The organism is Kribbella sp. NPDC051587 (assembly GCF_044453945.1).
Taxonomy (GTDB): Bacteria; Actinomycetota; Actinomycetes; order Propionibacteriales; family Kribbellaceae; genus Kribbella.
On the sequence record NZ_JBITDE010000017.1, the window covers coordinates 166053 to 182345 of the forward strand.

Annotated in this window: 16 protein-coding genes; 4 read left to right on the plus strand and 12 right to left on the minus strand. The window is 67.0% G+C overall.

Annotated features, from left to right (window positions below; translation table 11 throughout):
• Nucleotides 1-3: 3 nt before the first annotated feature.
• The 6 genes from ACIA49_RS38415 to ACIA49_RS38440 form a co-directional block, all read right to left on the minus strand.
• On the minus strand, nt 4-789 hold the full coding sequence (locus ACIA49_RS38415; protein WP_396383210.1) for an ABC transporter permease: 786 nt from the start codon (nt 787-789) through the stop codon (nt 4-6).
• Nucleotides 786-1589 carry an ABC transporter permease gene (locus tag ACIA49_RS38420; RefSeq protein ID WP_396383211.1) on the minus strand — a complete coding sequence of 268 codons (804 nt, stop codon included), beginning with the start codon at nt 1587-1589 and terminating at the stop codon, nt 786-788. The genes ACIA49_RS38415 and ACIA49_RS38420 overlap by 4 nt, the downstream gene beginning before the upstream one ends.
• Nucleotides 1586-2578: an ATP-binding cassette domain-containing protein gene (locus ACIA49_RS38425; RefSeq protein WP_396383212.1), complete on the minus strand. Its 993-nt coding sequence runs from the start codon at nt 2576-2578 to the stop codon at nt 1586-1588. Before ACIA49_RS38425 ends, ACIA49_RS38420 begins: the two co-directional genes overlap by 4 nt.
• 188 nt (nt 2579-2766) lie before the next feature.
• A complete protein-coding gene (locus tag ACIA49_RS38430; RefSeq protein ID WP_396383213.1) occupies nt 2767-3132 on the minus strand; it encodes a hypothetical protein in 366 nt (121 codons plus the stop codon).
• Nucleotides 3133-3237: 105 nt separating this feature from the next.
• Entirely contained in the window at nt 3238-3537 is a 300-nt protein-coding gene (locus ACIA49_RS38435) for a zf-TFIIB domain-containing protein (protein ID WP_391543923.1), read from the minus strand.
• Between the two features lie 63 nt (nt 3538-3600).
• Nucleotides 3601-5511 (minus strand): penicillin-binding transpeptidase domain-containing protein, encoded by a 1911-nt coding sequence (locus ACIA49_RS38440; protein WP_396383214.1) that lies wholly within the window; start codon nt 5509-5511, stop codon nt 3601-3603.
• 106 nt (nt 5512-5617) lie between these two features.
• Between ACIA49_RS38440 and ACIA49_RS38445 the strand changes: the two genes are divergently transcribed.
• Nucleotides 5618-5947 (plus strand): L-rhamnose mutarotase, encoded by a 330-nt coding sequence (locus tag ACIA49_RS38445; protein WP_396383215.1) that lies wholly within the window; start codon nt 5618-5620, stop codon nt 5945-5947.
• Between the two features lie 268 nt (nt 5948-6215).
• On the opposite strand, the gene ACIA49_RS38450 is transcribed toward ACIA49_RS38445, so the two are convergent.
• The 5 genes from ACIA49_RS38450 to ACIA49_RS38470 form a co-directional block, all read right to left on the minus strand.
• Entirely contained in the window at nt 6216-6908 is a 693-nt protein-coding gene (locus tag ACIA49_RS38450; RefSeq protein ID WP_396383226.1) for a pirin family protein, read from the minus strand.
• An 11-nt stretch (nt 6909-6919) separates the two neighbouring features.
• A complete protein-coding gene (locus ACIA49_RS38455) occupies nt 6920-7426 on the minus strand; it encodes a DinB family protein (protein WP_396383216.1) in 507 nt (168 codons plus the stop codon).
• Between the two features lie 70 nt (nt 7427-7496).
• Entirely contained in the window at nt 7497-8876 is a 1380-nt protein-coding gene (locus ACIA49_RS38460; protein ID WP_396383217.1) for a trypsin-like peptidase domain-containing protein, read from the minus strand.
• Between the two features lie 109 nt (nt 8877-8985).
• Nucleotides 8986-10473, minus strand: a complete 1488-nt coding sequence (locus tag ACIA49_RS38465) for a sensor histidine kinase (RefSeq protein WP_396383218.1) — start codon at nt 10471-10473, stop codon at nt 8986-8988.
• A gap of 83 nt (nt 10474-10556) precedes the next feature.
• The gene (locus ACIA49_RS38470) at nt 10557-11249 is read right to left on the minus strand and encodes a response regulator transcription factor (protein WP_391543916.1); all 693 of its coding nucleotides are present in this window, start codon (nt 11247-11249) and stop codon (nt 10557-10559) included.
• Nucleotides 11250-11378: 129 nt separating this feature from the next.
• Here ACIA49_RS38470 and ACIA49_RS38475 point away from each other — a divergent pair, with 129 nt between their 5' ends.
• The gene (locus ACIA49_RS38475) at nt 11379-12377 is read left to right on the plus strand and encodes an acetamidase/formamidase family protein (RefSeq protein ID WP_396383219.1); all 999 of its coding nucleotides are present in this window, start codon (nt 11379-11381) and stop codon (nt 12375-12377) included.
• Here the strand turns inward: ACIA49_RS38475 and ACIA49_RS38480 are convergent.
• Complete coding sequence (locus ACIA49_RS38480; protein ID WP_396383220.1) at nt 12347-13243, minus strand: DMT family transporter; 897 nt, start codon at nt 13241-13243, stop codon at nt 12347-12349. The two genes, ACIA49_RS38475 and ACIA49_RS38480, sit on opposite strands and share 31 nt — an antisense overlap.
• Nucleotides 13244-13306: 63 nt before the next feature.
• Between ACIA49_RS38480 and ACIA49_RS38485 the strand changes: the two genes are divergently transcribed.
• Both ACIA49_RS38485 and ACIA49_RS38490 read left to right on the plus strand, forming a co-directional pair.
• A complete protein-coding gene (locus ACIA49_RS38485; protein ID WP_396383221.1) occupies nt 13307-13822 on the plus strand; it encodes an Lrp/AsnC family transcriptional regulator in 516 nt (171 codons plus the stop codon).
• A gap of 70 nt (nt 13823-13892) precedes the next feature.
• Nucleotides 13893-15104 (plus strand): pyrophosphate--fructose-6-phosphate 1-phosphotransferase, encoded by a 1212-nt coding sequence (locus ACIA49_RS38490; RefSeq protein WP_396383222.1) that lies wholly within the window; start codon nt 13893-13895, stop codon nt 15102-15104.
• The last annotated feature ends 1189 nt before the right edge of the window (nt 15105-16293 follow it).

Sequence of the window (16293 nt, forward strand, 5' to 3'; positions counted from 1 at the left end):
GTCTCAGCTCGACGCACTCGCGTACGTCCGGAGCCCACGCTGCCACAGCAACCGGATCAGCAACACTGCAACCGCCGACAGACCGATGCCGAGCGCCACAGAACCCCAGCCGAGGTCGCCCGACAGGGCTTGCACCGGGTACGTCGTCGCGAACGCCACCGGGAACGCGAACGTCAGGAAGGTCCGCACCGCCACCGGGAAGAACGTCAGCGGGTACCGCCCGGCCTCGACCGTGCTGAGGTAGACCACGCCGATCGCCCCGACCGACTGCAGCCAGAACGCCAGGTACGACATCGCCGACCACACCGCCGTGAGCAGTACCAGTCCACAGGCGGCCAGTACGACGGCCTGCAGCACCTCGCCGAGGTTCGGCGTCAGTCCCGACTGGACGAGTCCGAAGACCAGCACAATGATGCCGCTGGCAACATTGCTGAGCTCGGCGACGTTGATCCAGCGGAAGGTCAGAGAGAACTGGCTCGACACCGGCCGCAGCAGGACGGCGTCCAGCTCACCTTCGGTCAGGTACGACGTCATCCGGTTGAGGTTGGGCGCGATGAACGTCGCGATCAATCCGGTGACGACCTGGTAGACCCCGACGAGCGCGATCACCTCCGCCCGAGTCCACCCGTGCACCTCCTGGGTAAATCCGAACAGCAGGAGGGTCGGCACGATCCCGAGCCCCAGCTGGACGAGTCCGACCAGCAAGGTGGTCAGGAAGTGCGCGCGATAGTGCGTCTCCCGTACGACGGCCTGTGCGAAGAACCGTCGCCACAATCGCAGGTGCCTCATGCGCCCACCGCCGAGTACGCGCGGATCCCGGCGGCCCAGACGGCGCGGGCGAGGAGGGCTGCGCCGACGACGTACCCGAGCTGGATCGTGAGGCCTGTCAGCAGTTCGACGCCGGACAGGTTGCCGGCGACGATCTCGACCGGGAACGACACCGTATAGCGGTAGGGCTGGTAGTCGACGAAACCGCGCGACCACTCCGGCATCAGCGCCAGCGGTACGACGGAGCCGGAGAGCACCGAGCCGATGATGACCCGCGCCTGGACGAGTGCACTCACATCGTCCATCCAGAGGGCGAAGGCCGCGATCAGGATGTCGATCGTGAAGACCAGGATCGCGCCGAAGACCAGGGCGAGCACGAACAACGCCCAGCGGCCGACGCCCGACGGGACGTTCATCGAGTCGCGGAAGATCCACCAGACCAGGCCGAGCATCGGGACCAGCGCGAACAACTTGAGGAACTTCTCCGACAGGTTGTTCGCGACGAACCCGAGCAGCAGCGACGCCGGCCGGACCATCCAGCTGGACAGCTTGCCGAGCCGGATGTCGTTCGCGAGGAACCCGGCCATCCAGGACGAGGTCGCCATCGTCGCGATCCCGAGCAGGACGAAATACGTTGTTACGTACCGTTGATCCACGGGCAGTTGGGCACCGTTCGCGAGCGCCGTCCGCCAGATCAGCAGCGAGATGAGCGGCGTACAGATGTTGGCCAGCATGAAGATCACCCACGAGCCGCGGTAGATCGACTGCTGCGCGACCTCGGCCGCGACCATCCGGCGCAGGATCCTCAGGTTGCGGATCATGAGGCCTCCCCGCGATGCTCGAAGAGGTCGCGCAGGATGTCTTCGATCTCCGCGTCCGCGACATCCAGGTCGACGAGCGGGCCGAGCCTGGTGAGCTGCTCCAACACCTCGCTCGTGCGTTCGCGATCCGCCTCGAGCCGGACCGTCAGGCCGGTGACCTCGACCGCACCGACCCCGGTCAGGGCACCGAGCTCGACCGGTGTCGCGTACGTCGCCCGCACCAGCTTGCGTGGTTGTGCGGTCCGGACGAGATCATCGAGCGCGCCGTCGAACTGCAGCCGGCCGTGGTCGATGATCATCACCCGGGAACAGAGCGCCTCGATGTCGTCCATGTCGTGGCTGGTGATCAGGATCGTCGTACCGCGGAGCTTGTTGACGTCGGCCAGGAAGCTCCGGACCCGCGCCTTCGCGACCACGTCGAGGCCGATCGTCGGCTCGTCCAGGAACAGGATCTCCGGGCCGTGGACGAGGGCGGCCATCAGTTCGAGCTTCATCCGCTCACCGAGCGAGGTCTTGCGAACCTGGACGTTGAGCAGATCCTGTACGTCGAGCAGTTCCGCGAGCTCGGCGACATTGCGCTCGAACTCCTTGGTGGACAGGCCGTACATCTCCTTGTGCAGAAGGAGACTCTCCATCGCCGGCACGTCCCACCAGAGCATCGTCTTCTGGCCCATCACGAGCGCGATCCGGCGCAGGTAGTCGTGCTTGCGATCCGACGGCGTATGTCCGAGGACCTCGAGCTCGCCGGATGTCTTGTACAGCAGGCCGGAGAGCATCTTCAGTGTGGTCGTCTTGCCGGCGCCGTTCGGACCCAGCAGGCCGACGATCTCACCAGGCTCGATGGTGAAGCTGATGCGATCGACGGCCAGCCGGGTCTCGTACTGGCGTCGTACCAGGCTCTTCAGAGCACCGCCGAGACCGGCGCGCTGCTGGTGGAACGTGTACGTCTTGGTCAGATCACGCGCAGAAATGGCAGAGGTGTGCGTCACAGGTGGGGCACCGCCTTCGAGAGAGCTGGACAGGACCGGGCAGCAACCCAGGGCCCGTCACGGCACCGCGATCCCGAAGGATGGCGGGAGAATCAACCGTGCGCGCAGCTATCTCGAAACGGGGTAGTCACCGCTCCGACGCTAGTACGAAGCAGAGAGCGACGTCCACTCAGTATTCGCCCGACGAACTATCGCACCAGGACGATCGAGTTGATCGGAGTGAAGTCGTAAGGCGCGGAGGACGGGCCGGTCCCACGCATGATCACGCTGCATCGTCCGCCATCGCGGTCGTAGCAGAACTGCATGCCCGCACCGCCGGTCTGGTTGTTGATCGGTGTCTTGTAACCGATCACGTTGGACAGGTTGTGCGCGCCGTAGCTGTACCAGATGTTCTTGCTCAGGATGGTGCCGTTCGGTTCTTGCAGACAGACAGCGCCGCTGGGGCAGTTCGCCAGTACGCCGGTCGTTGTGGCATTGGCGGCCGGCATCATCAACACACCGGCCCCGACCAACGCGACGGCCATCCCAGCAGCGGTCTTCGCAAGCTTCCGCATGAAGTTCCTCCTCACAGGTGAGGCCCCCCGATGGGACCTGTCACTGAACGTATTTCAGCGACTGCGGAGAGAAAAACCATTCGAGCTCGGTCGAACCCTTCGAGCTCAGTCGAACAGGTTCTCCAGGAAGGACTTCTGCTTCTTCTTGTGGTGCTGACCGGAGTAGCCGCGGTCGTCGTAGCGGCGCTGGTCCTCGTACTTGCGGTCGTCGTCGTACCGCTTCTTCTCCTCGTACCGCTTCTCCTGCGGCGGCGCGTTGAACCGCGCCTCGGCGTCGACCAGCCGCTCCAGCTCACCCCGGTCGAGGAAGATCCCACGGCACTCGCCGCACTGGTCGACGGTGATCCCACTACGTTCGTACGTCCGCATCGCGCCGCGGCACTTCGGGCAAGTCAGGGTCTCCATCGAGCAACCCTAAGTGACGAAAACCCCGGGATGCCGCGCTTTCAGCGAACTCTCAGCAACTTACTACTTGAAGCGGGCCAGGAAGTTCTTCACGATCGGGCCGGCCGCCTTGCCGCCGGACTCGCCGCCCTCGACGATGACCGCGAAGGCCACGTCACCGCGGTAGCCGACCATCCAGCCGTTGGTGCCGACCTTGCCGTTGGTGACGACCTCCGCCGTACCGGTCTTGGCGCCGACGGTGCCGCTCTGGGCGAGGGCGTGCGCGGTGCCGCTGGTGACGGTGGTGCGCATGAAGGTCCGGAGGGCGGCGACCGTGTTCGCGGGCAGCGGGGAGGCCGCCGTACCGGCTGCGTCCTTGCCAGGGACCAGGACAGGCTTCATCGCGGTGCCGTGGGCGACGGTGGCGCCGACCAGGGCGATCGCGAGCGGGCTGGCGGTGACGGTGCCCTGACCGATCATCGAGGCAGCCTCCTCCACGTCGTCCTTCGGCTCCGGAACCTTGCCGCCGTACGCCGGGATGGACAGCTGCAGGTCGCGGCCGATGCCGAACATCGCCGCGGCCTTGGTCATGCCGTCCTTCTGCAGCCGTGCGTGCTGCGAGATGAACGCGGTGTTGCAGGACTGGTTGAACGCCTTCTGCATGGTGCCGGCGCCGTACGCCGCGAGGGCGTCGTAGTTCTTGAACGTCTTGCCGAACACGTTGATCGTGTCGGTGCACGGCAGCGAGCTGTTCGTGGTGAGGCCGTTGCTGAGCAGAGCGGCCGAGGTGACGGTCTTGAACGTCGAGCCGGGGGCGTAGCGACCCTGGAAGGCGCGGTTGTAGCTGGTGATGTCCGGGCCGTTGGCCGCGGCGAGGATCTCGCCGGTCGACGCCTGCACGGCGACCAGCGAAGCGTGCAGCTTCTGGCTCGCCAGCGCGGCTTCGGCGGCGCCCTGCATCTTGGTGTCGATCGTGGTCTTCACCGGCTTCCCGGCGACACCCTTCTGGGTGAAGACCTCCTTGATCGTCAGCTTGGTCTTGCCGTCGCGCAGGCTGACGATGCCACCCGGCGTGCCGGCGAGCTGCTGCTGGAAGGCGTACTGCAGGCCGTTCACGCCGACCTGGTCCTGCGCCGACGCGGTCGGACCCGCGTTCTTCAGCGTGTCCTCGTTCGCCAGCTTCATCGAGCCGAGGAGCGAGCGCGCGAACGTCGGGTTGGCCGCCAGCGACTGCGTGCCGCCCATGGTCAGGACGCCGGGGAGCTTGCCCATCGTCGGCCGCAGCTTCTCCCACTGCTCCGCGCGGATCGTGATCGCGTCGACGAACTGGCCGGCCGGGGCCGCCTTCGCGCGCTTGGACAACTTCGCGCCGTCCACGTCGAGGTTCTTGGTGAAGGCCGCGTACGTCGCCGGCGTGGCGACGTTGCCGGAGGCGACACCCACGATGACTACCGGCCGGTTCGCGGTCAGCGCCGCGCCGTGCCGGTCCAGGATCGAGGCGCGCGCCGGGAGCGTGCGGACCCGCTTGAGATAGTTCGTGCCGTCGCCGAGACCCGGGTAGATCGTGTCGCCGGCCGCCTTGACCTTCCAGGCGTCGCCGACCTTCACCGCGGTCGCCGTACTGGTCCATTTCATCGCGCCGATCCCGCGCAGCTGCGCCTCGACCGCGAGGTCCTGGGTGCAGGTCGCGTCGTCGGTGCACTTCACATCACCGGTCGGTACGACGGTCACCGTGCTGGCCACGATCGCCGTGTCGACGTCGTCCAGCCGCTTGCCGAACACGGTCGGGTTGTCGGTCAGCGCAGCCGCATCGGTCGGCTTGCCGTCCGGCGCCCAGGCCTTCACCCAGGCGTCCGCGAACTGCTTGACGACCTGTGCGGAGGCCTGCTTCTCGTCGTTCGGATCGGCCTTCCCCCCGCCGCCCGACTTGCTGTCGGAACAACCAGCGGTGATCAGCAGACTACTCAGGCAGACGACAGCAGTGGTTCGCTTCACGGTTCCAACTCTCGCACGACGATTGGCAAACACGAGGGCGAAACTACTCAACCCACCCAAGTACGACGCAGGTTCCGGCCGCGGAGTTGTCGTATTCTGCACGATTGTGACCCGCCTAGCCCTGCACAGCCGACTGCTTCCCGGTACCGAGGAGGCCTACGAGCTCGAGCACGCCCGCGTCTGGCCCGAACTCGTCACCGTGATGCGCGCCGCCGGCATCGCCGACTGGTCGATCTGGCGCAGCGGCCGCGACCTGTTCCACCTGGTGGAGTGCGACGACTACGAAGCCGCCGTCGCCCAGCTCCGCCAGGACCCCACCGACCAGCGCTGGCAGCAACACATGGCCCAGTTCGTCGAAGGCTTCGCCCAGAACCCTGAAGGCGTAGCCGGCCAGTCCCTCCGCCACGTCTGGACCATGAGCGACCAAACCGAGTAAAGAACACCGCCTCCGGTGGCGACAGCCCATTTGGCGCTTCCGGCGGCGACAGCCCTTGGCGCCTCCGCCGCGGTGTGTCCGGCGTCCCGCCCCCCTTTCGCCATTTGAGGGGATCTCCCTTCAAATGGTCCCTTCTCTGGCCGAAATTCGAGGGGAGAAGGGGCAAATCGAGGGGAGATCCCCGGAAATTGCCCTCACCTCACCTCACCTCAGCTTGCGGGTGCGGGTGCGGGTGGTTCGGGGAGACAGGTCGTGGGGATGGCGCTGGCTAGTGCATTTCCCAGATCAGGAGTTCGGCTCCATGGGGACCCGCGGTGAGTTGGCGTTCACCGGAGTTGGTGAGGCGCGCGGCGTCCGCCGTACTGAGGGTGCCTAGGCCTTCCAGGTCTGTTGATCCGTCAGCGACGAAGACGTGCAGGTACGGCGCGTCCGGTAGGACTGCGGACTGGGACGGTGCGAGGCGAGCTACTGACAAGCCGGCGGACTGCTGGTGGAGGCGGATCGCCGTGGTGTCCGCGTGCTTCGGCAACCCTGAGACGACTGGGATGAGCTCACCTGTGCTGAGGTCTACTTCGGACTGCGCGTACGACGGGGTCAGGTCGAACTGGTCGGGGCGGACCCACATCTGCACGTAGTGGGCGGGCTCGGGGCCGTCGTTCCACTCGGAGTGTTGGATGCCCGAGCCGGCGGTCATGCGTTGGACCAGGCCGGGGTGGACCACTCCGCTGCGGCCGAGGGAGTCGCGGTGGGCGAGGGCACCTTGGAGCACCCAGGTGACGATCTCGAGGTCCTGATGCGGATGCGTGTCGAAGCCGGTGCCGGGGGCAACCACATCGTCGTTGTGGGCGACCAGGAAACCGAAGCCGACGTTGGCCGGGTCGTAGTACGGGCCGAACGAGAACGAGTGCCGCGACTCCAGCCAGTCCTCCGACGTCACGAACCGCTCACCCGCCCGCCGCATCTCCACAGGTACTAGTAATACCCCTTCTGTCCGTCGAGCAGTTCGCGCATGGTGTCGAGGTGGCCGACGTGGCGGGCGGTCTCCTCAAGCATGTGGAGGACGATCCAGCGCAGGCTCGGCCCGTACTCCGGGTCGGCCGTCACGTCGTCCAGGCTGTGCGCGGCGACGATCTCGTTCGACCGCGCCCACTGAGCGTCGAACTCGTCGAGCAACCTAGCCAGCGGTACGCCGTCCACCCGCATCTCGGCGCTCTCGACGTCCTTGCGATACATCGGGTTCGTTTCCTCAGGCGCCTTCAGGAAGACAACCTCGAACCACAGATGCTCGACCCAGCGCATGTGCGCCACCAGCCCGGCAGGGGTCATCAGCGGCGAGTCCGGGAACACCGCACGGTGCTCGTCCTCCACCCGCAGCCCCTCGAGCTTGCGCCGTACCAGCCTCCGCTGCAGATCCAGCCAGCCGATCAACTGGGTCCGCTCGTCGGCCACGAGCGGCGGCCGTGCCTCGTAAAGGTTCACCCCGGAACCCAACCACAAAAACGGACTCCGGCCGCTCGGTGGGCGGCCGGAGTCCTGACGTGGGGGTGGGTCAGCCGGTCGGCTTGCCGTCGTCGGAGCCGAGGGTGGCGGTGACGTCCTGAGATTTGCCGGCCCGGGTGAAGGTCACCTTGACCTCGTCGCCGGGGCGGTGCGAGCGAACTGCGGCGACCAACGCGTCCCCTGACGCAATCGCCTTGCCGTCCACAGCGGTCACCACATCGCCCGCTTGCAGACCTGCTTTGTTCGCCGCACCGCCCGGCGTGGCCTCGCCGAGGCGCGCTCCACTGGTGAGCCCGTCGGTTGACTGCGCGTCGCCGACCGTTACTCCGAGCCGCGCATGCGTGGCCTTGCCCTTGGCCACCAGCTCGTCGATGATCGGCTTGGCCTGGTCGATCGGGATTGCGAAGCCCAGGCCGATGTTCCCGCCGGCGGATTGTCCCGATCCGCCCGCGGTCTTGATCGCGCTGTTGATTCCGACCACCTGGCCGGCGAGGTCGATCAGGGCGCCGCCGGAGTTCCCCGGATTGATCGCGGCGTCCGTCTGGATGGCTGGGAAGACCGTCGTACTGTCCTGCTCCTCGTCGCCCGAGGTGACCGGGCGGTCGAGGGCCGAGACGATCCCACTCGTCACGGTGGACTGCAGGCCGAACGGCGACCCGATCGCGACCACGCCCTGGCCGACGGCGAGTTTGCCGCTGGCACCGAGGGTGGCCGGGGTCAGGTCGGTCGCATCGGCGTGGATCACGGCCAGGTCGGTCAGCGGGTCGAGCCCCTTGACCGTCGCCGCGACCGTCTTGCCGTCGTTCAGGATCACGGTGATCTTGGCGCCCTGCCCGGCGCCGCCGACCACGTGGTTGTTGGTGACGATCAGGCCGTCCTTGCTGATCACGATGCCCGAACCGGTCGCCGCACCCTGCTGGGTGGAGACCGCGATCTTCACCACGCTGCCCATCACCTTGGCCGCCGCGTTCTGCACCGAGCCGTCCGGCGCCGAGGCCGGTGCGGCCTGGTTGCCGTTCAGCGGTGCGGTCACCGACGGGCTCGCACTGTTCGTGTCGTTCGTGGCCGAATACACCGCAGCGGCGCCCACGCCACCGGCCGCCCCGACCAGTAGCGCGGTCGCGGCCACGATCGCCAGGCCCATCCGCTTCGGCTTGCCCGGTGTGGGAGCCACCGGCTGCTGCTGCGGACCGAAGGGCCAGTTCGGGCCGGGGGACGCCCCCTGATGCGTCCCCGGCGCTGCGAACTGCGGGTAAGCGCCCCCACCTGAGGGGTGCTGCCCCGGCTGACCCAGCTGCGGTCCACCCTGCGGCGCGAAATGCTGTTGCTGATGTTGCCCGTACATCGGCAACTGCTGCATACGCTCCGGCGGGTTGGAGCCGAAGGGGGCTTGCCCACTCTGCGGCTCGGGCGGCTGGTTATCGGTCATGACGAGTACTTTGGCCGCCGGACCTGAGAACGCCCTGAAGATCCCGTCAGAGCTGCCGAAGAACTGTGTGAAGATCCCCTGAAGGCTGCCAGGAACCTCACAGCCCGGCTCAGCGCGTCTGAGTCGCCGCGTGCGGCAGCCAGAGCGTGAACTGCGCCCCAGCACCCGGTGCGTTCCGGGCGTAGATCATCCCGCCGTGCTGCTCGGCCGCATGCTTCACGATCGCCAGCCCCAGCCCGGAGCCAGGCCGACTGCGCGCCTCACTGGACCGGTAGAACCGCTCGAACACATGCGGCAGGTCAGCGTCGGCGATACCTGGCCCAGAGTCAGTGACAGTCAGTACGCCGTCCTGCAGCCGCACCGTCACCAGGCCGACGGGCTGGCCGTCAGTCGGCGCATCCTCAGGAACGCTGTACTTCGCCGCGTTGTCCAGCAGGTTCGTCACGGCACGGCCGAGCAACCGCTCATCACCCCACACCGGGAAGGGTTCGATGCTGACGTCCCACTCCAGGTTCGGAGCACGCCGCCGTACCTTGATCAACGCATCTTCGACCACGTTGGACATCTCGATCAGCTCCGCGTTCCGGATCTGCGGGGTGTCGCGCGCGAGCTCGGTCAGGTCGCCGATGAGGTTGGTGAGCTCGTCCATCTGAGCCCGTACGTCGTCCAGTAGTTGCTGCCGGTCTTCCGGCCGCAGCCCGCCGCGCTTGTCCGCCTGAGCGAGCAGGTCGAGGTTCGTGCGAATGCTCGTGAGCGGCGTCCGCAGCTCATGCCCCGCGTCACCGATGAGGCGACGCTGTCGGTCCTGAGAACGCGCCAACGCAGCCAACATCGCGTTGAACGACATTGCGAGTCGCGAGATCTCGTCCGACCCGTCGATCGGAATCGGCTTCAGTTCGGCCGTCCGTGCCACATGCTCGGCGGCACCGGACAGTCGTGCCAGCGGGCGCAGACCAGACGCCGCGATCGCGTTGCCCGCAATGGCTGCGCCGATGACACCGAGCAGTCCAACCGCCCACAGCACGATGCCCATGTTGTGGAGAGTCCGGTCGATCGGCTTCAAGGACTGGGCTACCACCAGCGCAGCCGGCTGCCAGTTGTCCGGGTCGTTGGCGACACACTCCGAACTCCGCAATGGCTGTGCACAGAACAGCGCCGGTACCGCGATGACGCGATAGTGCGTGCCCATCGCCACCCCGACGGTGCGTTTGGTGATCTCGTTCTGGTTCTGGGCGACCGCCAGCTCCGGAGCCTGCATCGGCGGCAGCGGGCTGTCCTCGTTACCCAGCCGCTCGCCGTCGGCGGTATACACCCCGAGCAGGATGTCGCTGAGCCCGAGGGCCTCCGGACCGAAGTTCTCCAGGTTGTTCTGCTGCGTGAGGATCTGTTGCTTGGCGGCCGAGACAGCGCGGTCGGTGAGGCTCTTGTCGAGGTTCTGGTACATCTGCTGCCGCACGGACACGTAGGCGGCGATGCTGACAACTGCGACCGCCAATCCCACGGCGACCGCTGCCAGTAGCGTCACGCGGGCGTGCAGGCTGAGCTGGTGGAGCTTCTGCTGCCACCAGCCTTGGGTGCGTGCCGCGGTCGCCACCACACGATTACCGTTGCTGTTGGCAACTGGTCTCGGCTGGGGTTGGGGGGCGCGGCGGGCGTAGGAGGGGAAGTCGTTGGGACCGGTCACGGTGGGGTGTCCCGGAGTACGTAGCCGATGCCGCGGACCGTGTGGATCAGGCGGGGCAGGTCGTTGGTCTCGGTCTTGCGGCGGAGGTAGCCGATGTAGACCTCGAGCGAGTTCGCGGTGGTCGGGAAGTCGTAGCCCCAGACCGCGTCGAGGATGACTGCGCGCTCCAGCACCCGGCGGGGGTTGCGGATCAGCAGTTCGAGCAGCGAGAACTCGGTGCGGGTCAGCTGGATCGGTACGTCGCCACGGTGCACCTCGTGCGCGTCCACGTCGACCACGAGGTCGGCGTACTGGAGGACTTCGCCGCGCGGGCCGCCCTCGCCGGGGGTGCTGCTGCGGCGCAGGAGGGCGCGGAGGCGGGCGAGGAGTTCCTCGAGCGCGAAGGGTTTGGTCAGGTAGTCGTCGCCGCCGGCGTCCAGGCCGTCCACCCGGTCCGCGACCGCGTCGCGCGCGGTCAGCACCAGGATCGGCACGTTGTTGCCTGCGGCCCGCAGTGCCTTGGTGGTCTCCAGACCGTCCAGCCGCGGCATCATCACGTCCATCACCACGACGTCCGGGTCGACGTTCCCGATCACGGCCAGCGCCTCGGCGCCGTCGGAGGCGGTGACGACCTCGAAGTCGTTGAACTCCAGCGAACGGCGCAGCGAGTCCCGGACCGCCCGGTCGTCGTCCACCACCAGTACCCGCATGCCGCTTCTCCGCTCGAGGTCGAGTGGGCGGTCCAGCACAGACCACCGCGAAACCGAGAGTAGGCGGTCCCCTTGAGAAACGCCTGAGAACCCGCTGATCACCGCCGAAGGACGCGTAAATTGCAGACCGTGGACATCGTTGAATTCACCCCGGACAACGAGCAACTCACCTGGACCTTCGGCGGCGCCGCGCCGCTCCGGAGAGTCAAACCCGGTACGGCGATGCGGCTGTGGACCGAGGACGCGTTCTGCGGCCGCCTCCGCAGTACGACGGATCTGGCCGGCGCGAGTCTGAACATGCCGTTCGTGAATCCGCAGACCGGGCCGTTCTACGTCGAAGGCGCTGAGCCCGGAGACACGCTCGTCCTGCACTTCGTCGAGCTCACGCCGGCGCGCAGTTGGGGTGCGTCGGCGACGATCCCGTTCTTCGGTGGTCTGACCAGCACGGACCGGACCGCGACGCTGCAGGACCCGTTGCCCGAGCGGACCTGGATCTACGAGGTCGACACCGCCAGTCAGACGGTCGGTTTCCAGGCCCAGGGGAGTCAGTTCGAGGTCGCCCTGCCGATCAACACCATGCTCGGCACGGTCGGGGTGGCGCCGGCCGCGGGCGAGGTGCGCTCATCGCTGGTCCCGGATGTGTTCGGCGGGAACATGGACACGCCGGAGATGAAGGCCGGCGCGACGTGCTTCCTGCGGGTGAATGTCGAGGGTGCCTTGTTCTCGGTGGGTGACGGCCACTACCGGCAGGGTGAGGGCGAGTCCTGCGGTACGGCGGTCGAGGGCGCGATGAACGTCGTACTGATCGTTGAACTGCTGAAGACGCCTGGACCTGCTTGGCCGCGGATCGAGAACGACGACTACCTGGCCGTGGTCGGGTCCAGCCGGCCGCTCGAGGATGCGTGGCGGGCTGGGCAGGTCGACATGGTCGGCTGGCTGGGCTCGCTCTACGGCCTGGACAAACTGGACGCCTACCAGTTGCTGAGCCAGGTCAGCGAGGTCCCGCTCGCGAATGTCGTCGACGCCAACTACAGCGTGGTCACCAAGGTCCCGAAGCGATTGCTCCCGCAAGCCGAGGCCTACAACAACATCCACGCTCAATTGCGGGAGGTCGCCGCCACCCTCTGAGTCCGGCGAGAGATCGCGACGCCGGCGAGGCAGAGTGCGCCACCGGCCAGCGCGAGCAGGGTCGGGGTTTCGCCGAGGAAGATCCAGCCGAGAACGATCGCCACAACCGGTACGGCGTACACGGTGACGCCCATCGCGCCGGCGGTCGTGCGGCGAAGCGCGAACGCCCAGGTGGTGAAGCCGAGCGCCGTGGGGAAGACCGCGAGGTAAACGACCCACCAGATGCCGCCCGAGCTCGCGGTGCGGAGTTCGTCGATCAGCGTGCGGGCGTATGGGAGGCACGAGACCGCTCCGACCGTGCACGCGAGCCAGGTCACCTCGGCCGCGGGAAGCCTGCTGAGCAAGGGCTTTTGGGTCACCACACCGACGGCGTACGCGATGGCGGCGACCAGGCAGAGCACGACGCCCCAGATTTCGGCGTGGCCGGTCGAGGCCGACGTACCGATGACGACGATGCCGGCGAACGCCACCAGGCCGCCGCCGACGAGTCGCCGCGGAAAGCCTTCGCCGAGGGTGAGACCGGCCAGTACGGCGATCAGCAGCGGCGCGATGTGGACGAGCATCGCCGCGGTGCCGGCGTCCAGCCGCCGCTCGGCCTCGTTGAGCGCGACGTTGTAGACGCCGAACCAGAGCAGGCCACACGCCAGCAGTTGCGGCCAATCGCCCTTCGCGGGCCAACGTCGTACCGGGTGCTCCTGCCGCGGCCTGACGAAGAGGAGGGCGCCGAGCAGGATGCTGCCGAGCCCGAGCCTGGCCAACGACAAGGCGCCGGCGGAGAACTCGGTCCCGACGTGGCGGATGGCGACGAAGGACGACGCCCAGAGGACAACGGTGATCGCCGCAGCGGCGGTTGCTTGCTTACTCACGGGATCTACCCTAGGAAAGGAGCCCGTCACTTCCCATGGCTATACGAACGTAAGAAGGTGCTGATGGTTGCCGAAACGAACGCAGAAGGCTCGCAATATCTTCAAACTGACAAACCGGTCCTGGATGAGCTGAATCTGCGCCTGCTGACCGAGCTGTCGGCGGACCCCCGGCTGCGAACCACCGAGTTGGCGCGCCGGCTCGGGGTCTCGGCGCCGACCGTGCGGGAGCGGGTGACCCGACTGGAGGAGTCCGGCGTGATCCGTGGGTATCGGCTCGAGGTGGATCCCGGCGCGCTCGGCCTGCCGGTCGCGGCCTGGGTACGGATGCGGCCCGGGCCGGGGCAGATCCCGAAGATCATCGACCTGGCCGCGCGCACGCCGGAAGTCGTGGAGTGTTACCGGATCTCCGGCGAGGACTGCTTCCTGATCCGGCTTCAGGTGGCTGCGATCGCCGGGCTCGAGGACGTTCTCGACACGTTCCAGATGCATGGACAGACGATCAGTTCGTTCGTGGTCTCCACGCCGGTGCCGCCTCGTTCGGTGCCGCTTGTCCGTCAGATGGGCACCGACCACCGCTGAGGGTGGTCTGCATCACTACGCTGTTGCCGACTTCAGTGACATTCAGAGGACCTCCGGAAGGACCTGCCCCATGGCTGCCGACAAGTCTGTCCGCAGAGTTGCCCTGCTCACGGCCGGTGGCCTTGCGCCGTGCCTGTCGTCCGCCGTCGGCGGGCTGATCGAGCGCTACACGGAAGTGGCGCCCGACGTGGAGATCATCGGATACCTGAACGGGTACCACGGACTGCTCAGCGGGCGGCATGTCGTCGTCACTCCCGAGGTGCGGGAGAAGGCGGCGCTGCTGCACAAGTTCGGTGGCAGCCCGATCGGGAACAGCCGGGTGAAGCTGACCAACACCGCGGACCTGGTGAAGCGCGGTCTGATCCAGGACGGACAGAACGCGCTGCAGGTCGCCGCGGAGCGGCTGGTGGCGGACGGCGTCGACGTACTGCACACGATCGGTGGCGACGACACCAACACGACCGCCGCGGACCTGGCGGCGTACCTGCAGGAGCACGACTACGACCTGACCGTGGTCGGCCTGCCGAAGACGATCGACAACGACGTGATCCCGATCCGGCAGAGCCTGGGTGCGTGGACCGCTGCCGAGCAGGGCGCACTGTTCGCCCGCAACGTCGTCGCCGAGCACAGCTCGAACCCGCGGATGCTGATCGTCCACGAAGTGATGGGCCGCAACTGTGGCTGGCTCACCGCCGCGACCGCGAAGGCGTACCGCGGCTGGCTCGACGAGCAGGAGTGGAACCCGGGCATCGGTCTCGACGAGTCGAGCTGGGACGTGCACGCGGTGTACGTGCCGGAGGCAACAATCGACCTGGACGCCGAGGCCGAGCGCCTGCGCAAGGTGATGGACGAGAACGACTGCGTGACCATCTTCCTGTCCGAGGGCGCCGGCGTACCGTCGATCGTGGCCGAGATGGAAGCCCGCGGTGAAGAGGTCGGCCGCGACCCGTTCGGCCACGTCAAGCTGGACACGATCAACCCCGGTGCCTGGTTCGCCAAGCAGTTCGCGGAGCGGATCGGCGCCGAGAAGACGATGGTCCAGAAGAGCGGCTACTTCAGCCGCTCGGCCGCCGCCAACGACGCCGACCTCGCCCTGATCAAGCAGTGCACCGACTTCGCCGTCGACGCCGCCCTCCGCGGCGAGAGCGGCGTGGTCGGCCACGACGAAGAACGCGGCGACGAACTGCGCGCCATCGAGTTCCCCCGCATCGCCGGCGGCAAGGAGTTCGACCCCACCGTCGACTGGTTCACCGATCTGAAAGCCACCATCGGCCAGTCGTAGTCCGCTCGAATCCGCCCCTTTGTGGAAACTCCTTCCCCCTCCAGGGCAAACAGCCTCCACAAAGGTGTGCCTGGAATACGCCTCGGCCAGTACGGCGGTGTGGTTGCGCACCGCTCCCCCTTCGCCGCCCCGCCTCCGGCAATTTGAACGGATAACCCCGCAAGTGGTCCCTTCTCCCCTGGAAATTCGAGGTGAGAAGGGACCATTTCAGGGGATATCCGTTCAAATGCATCAGGGGATGCGGGCGGGGGTTGGGGTGTTGTCCGGTACGGCGTGTGTGGTTGCTCGCCATTCCGTCTGCGGCCGGGGGTGTGGGTTTGTGGTTGCTCGCCGCTGCGGCCGATTTACAGTGGCGGGTGGTTGGCGTCCGGCGCGGGGCTGAGGGGGATGGTGCGGTCGGCGACCGCGGTTCCCGTTGTCTGAGCTTCCGGGCTGTGGCTGAGGTTCGAGACCGGCGCCGAGTAGACGGTCAGGTCGCTATGTGGACAAAACGTTCCAGCCTGCGAACGGGTCGACCGGGCGGGGGTGTGTTTCGCGTTATGGGTGAACTTTTCGGGTCTCTGCGCCGAAAAGTTACCGGTAACGAGCAGGCGGACCCCAGTGCGGGCGTTTGTCGCGCTAATTGGTGAGTTGTGGGGACCCGGTGACGAAAATCCACCACTGAGCGAGGGCCGCCAAGCGCGGGAGTACTCCCAGCGACCCCTGCGGCTGCCATTTGGTGGGTTAACCCACGAGGTGGTGGGTTCTGTACTCGCATGCGGGTACAGAACCCACAAGCTGATGGGTGAACCCACCAAATGAGGATGGCCGGTGAGGGTCGCCGGGCGCCGCACTACCCCCGGCGACCCCTGCGGCCGCCATCTGGTGGGTTAACCCATGAGGTGGGGGGGTTCTGGACTCGCATGAGGGTGCAGAACCCACAAGCTGATGGGTGAACCCATCAAATGGGGGATGGCTGGTGAGGGTTGCCGGGTGCGGGGGTACTCCCGGCGATCCCTGGGGTCGCCATTTGGTGGGTTAGCCCGTGAGGTGGTGGGTTCTGGACTCGTATGCGGGTGCAGAACCCACAAGTTGATGGGTGGACCCATCAAATGGGGGATGGCTGGTGAGGGTTGCCGGGTGCGGGGGTACTCCCGGCGATCCCTGGGGTCGCCATTTGGTGGGTTAGCCCGTGAGGTGGTGGGTTCTG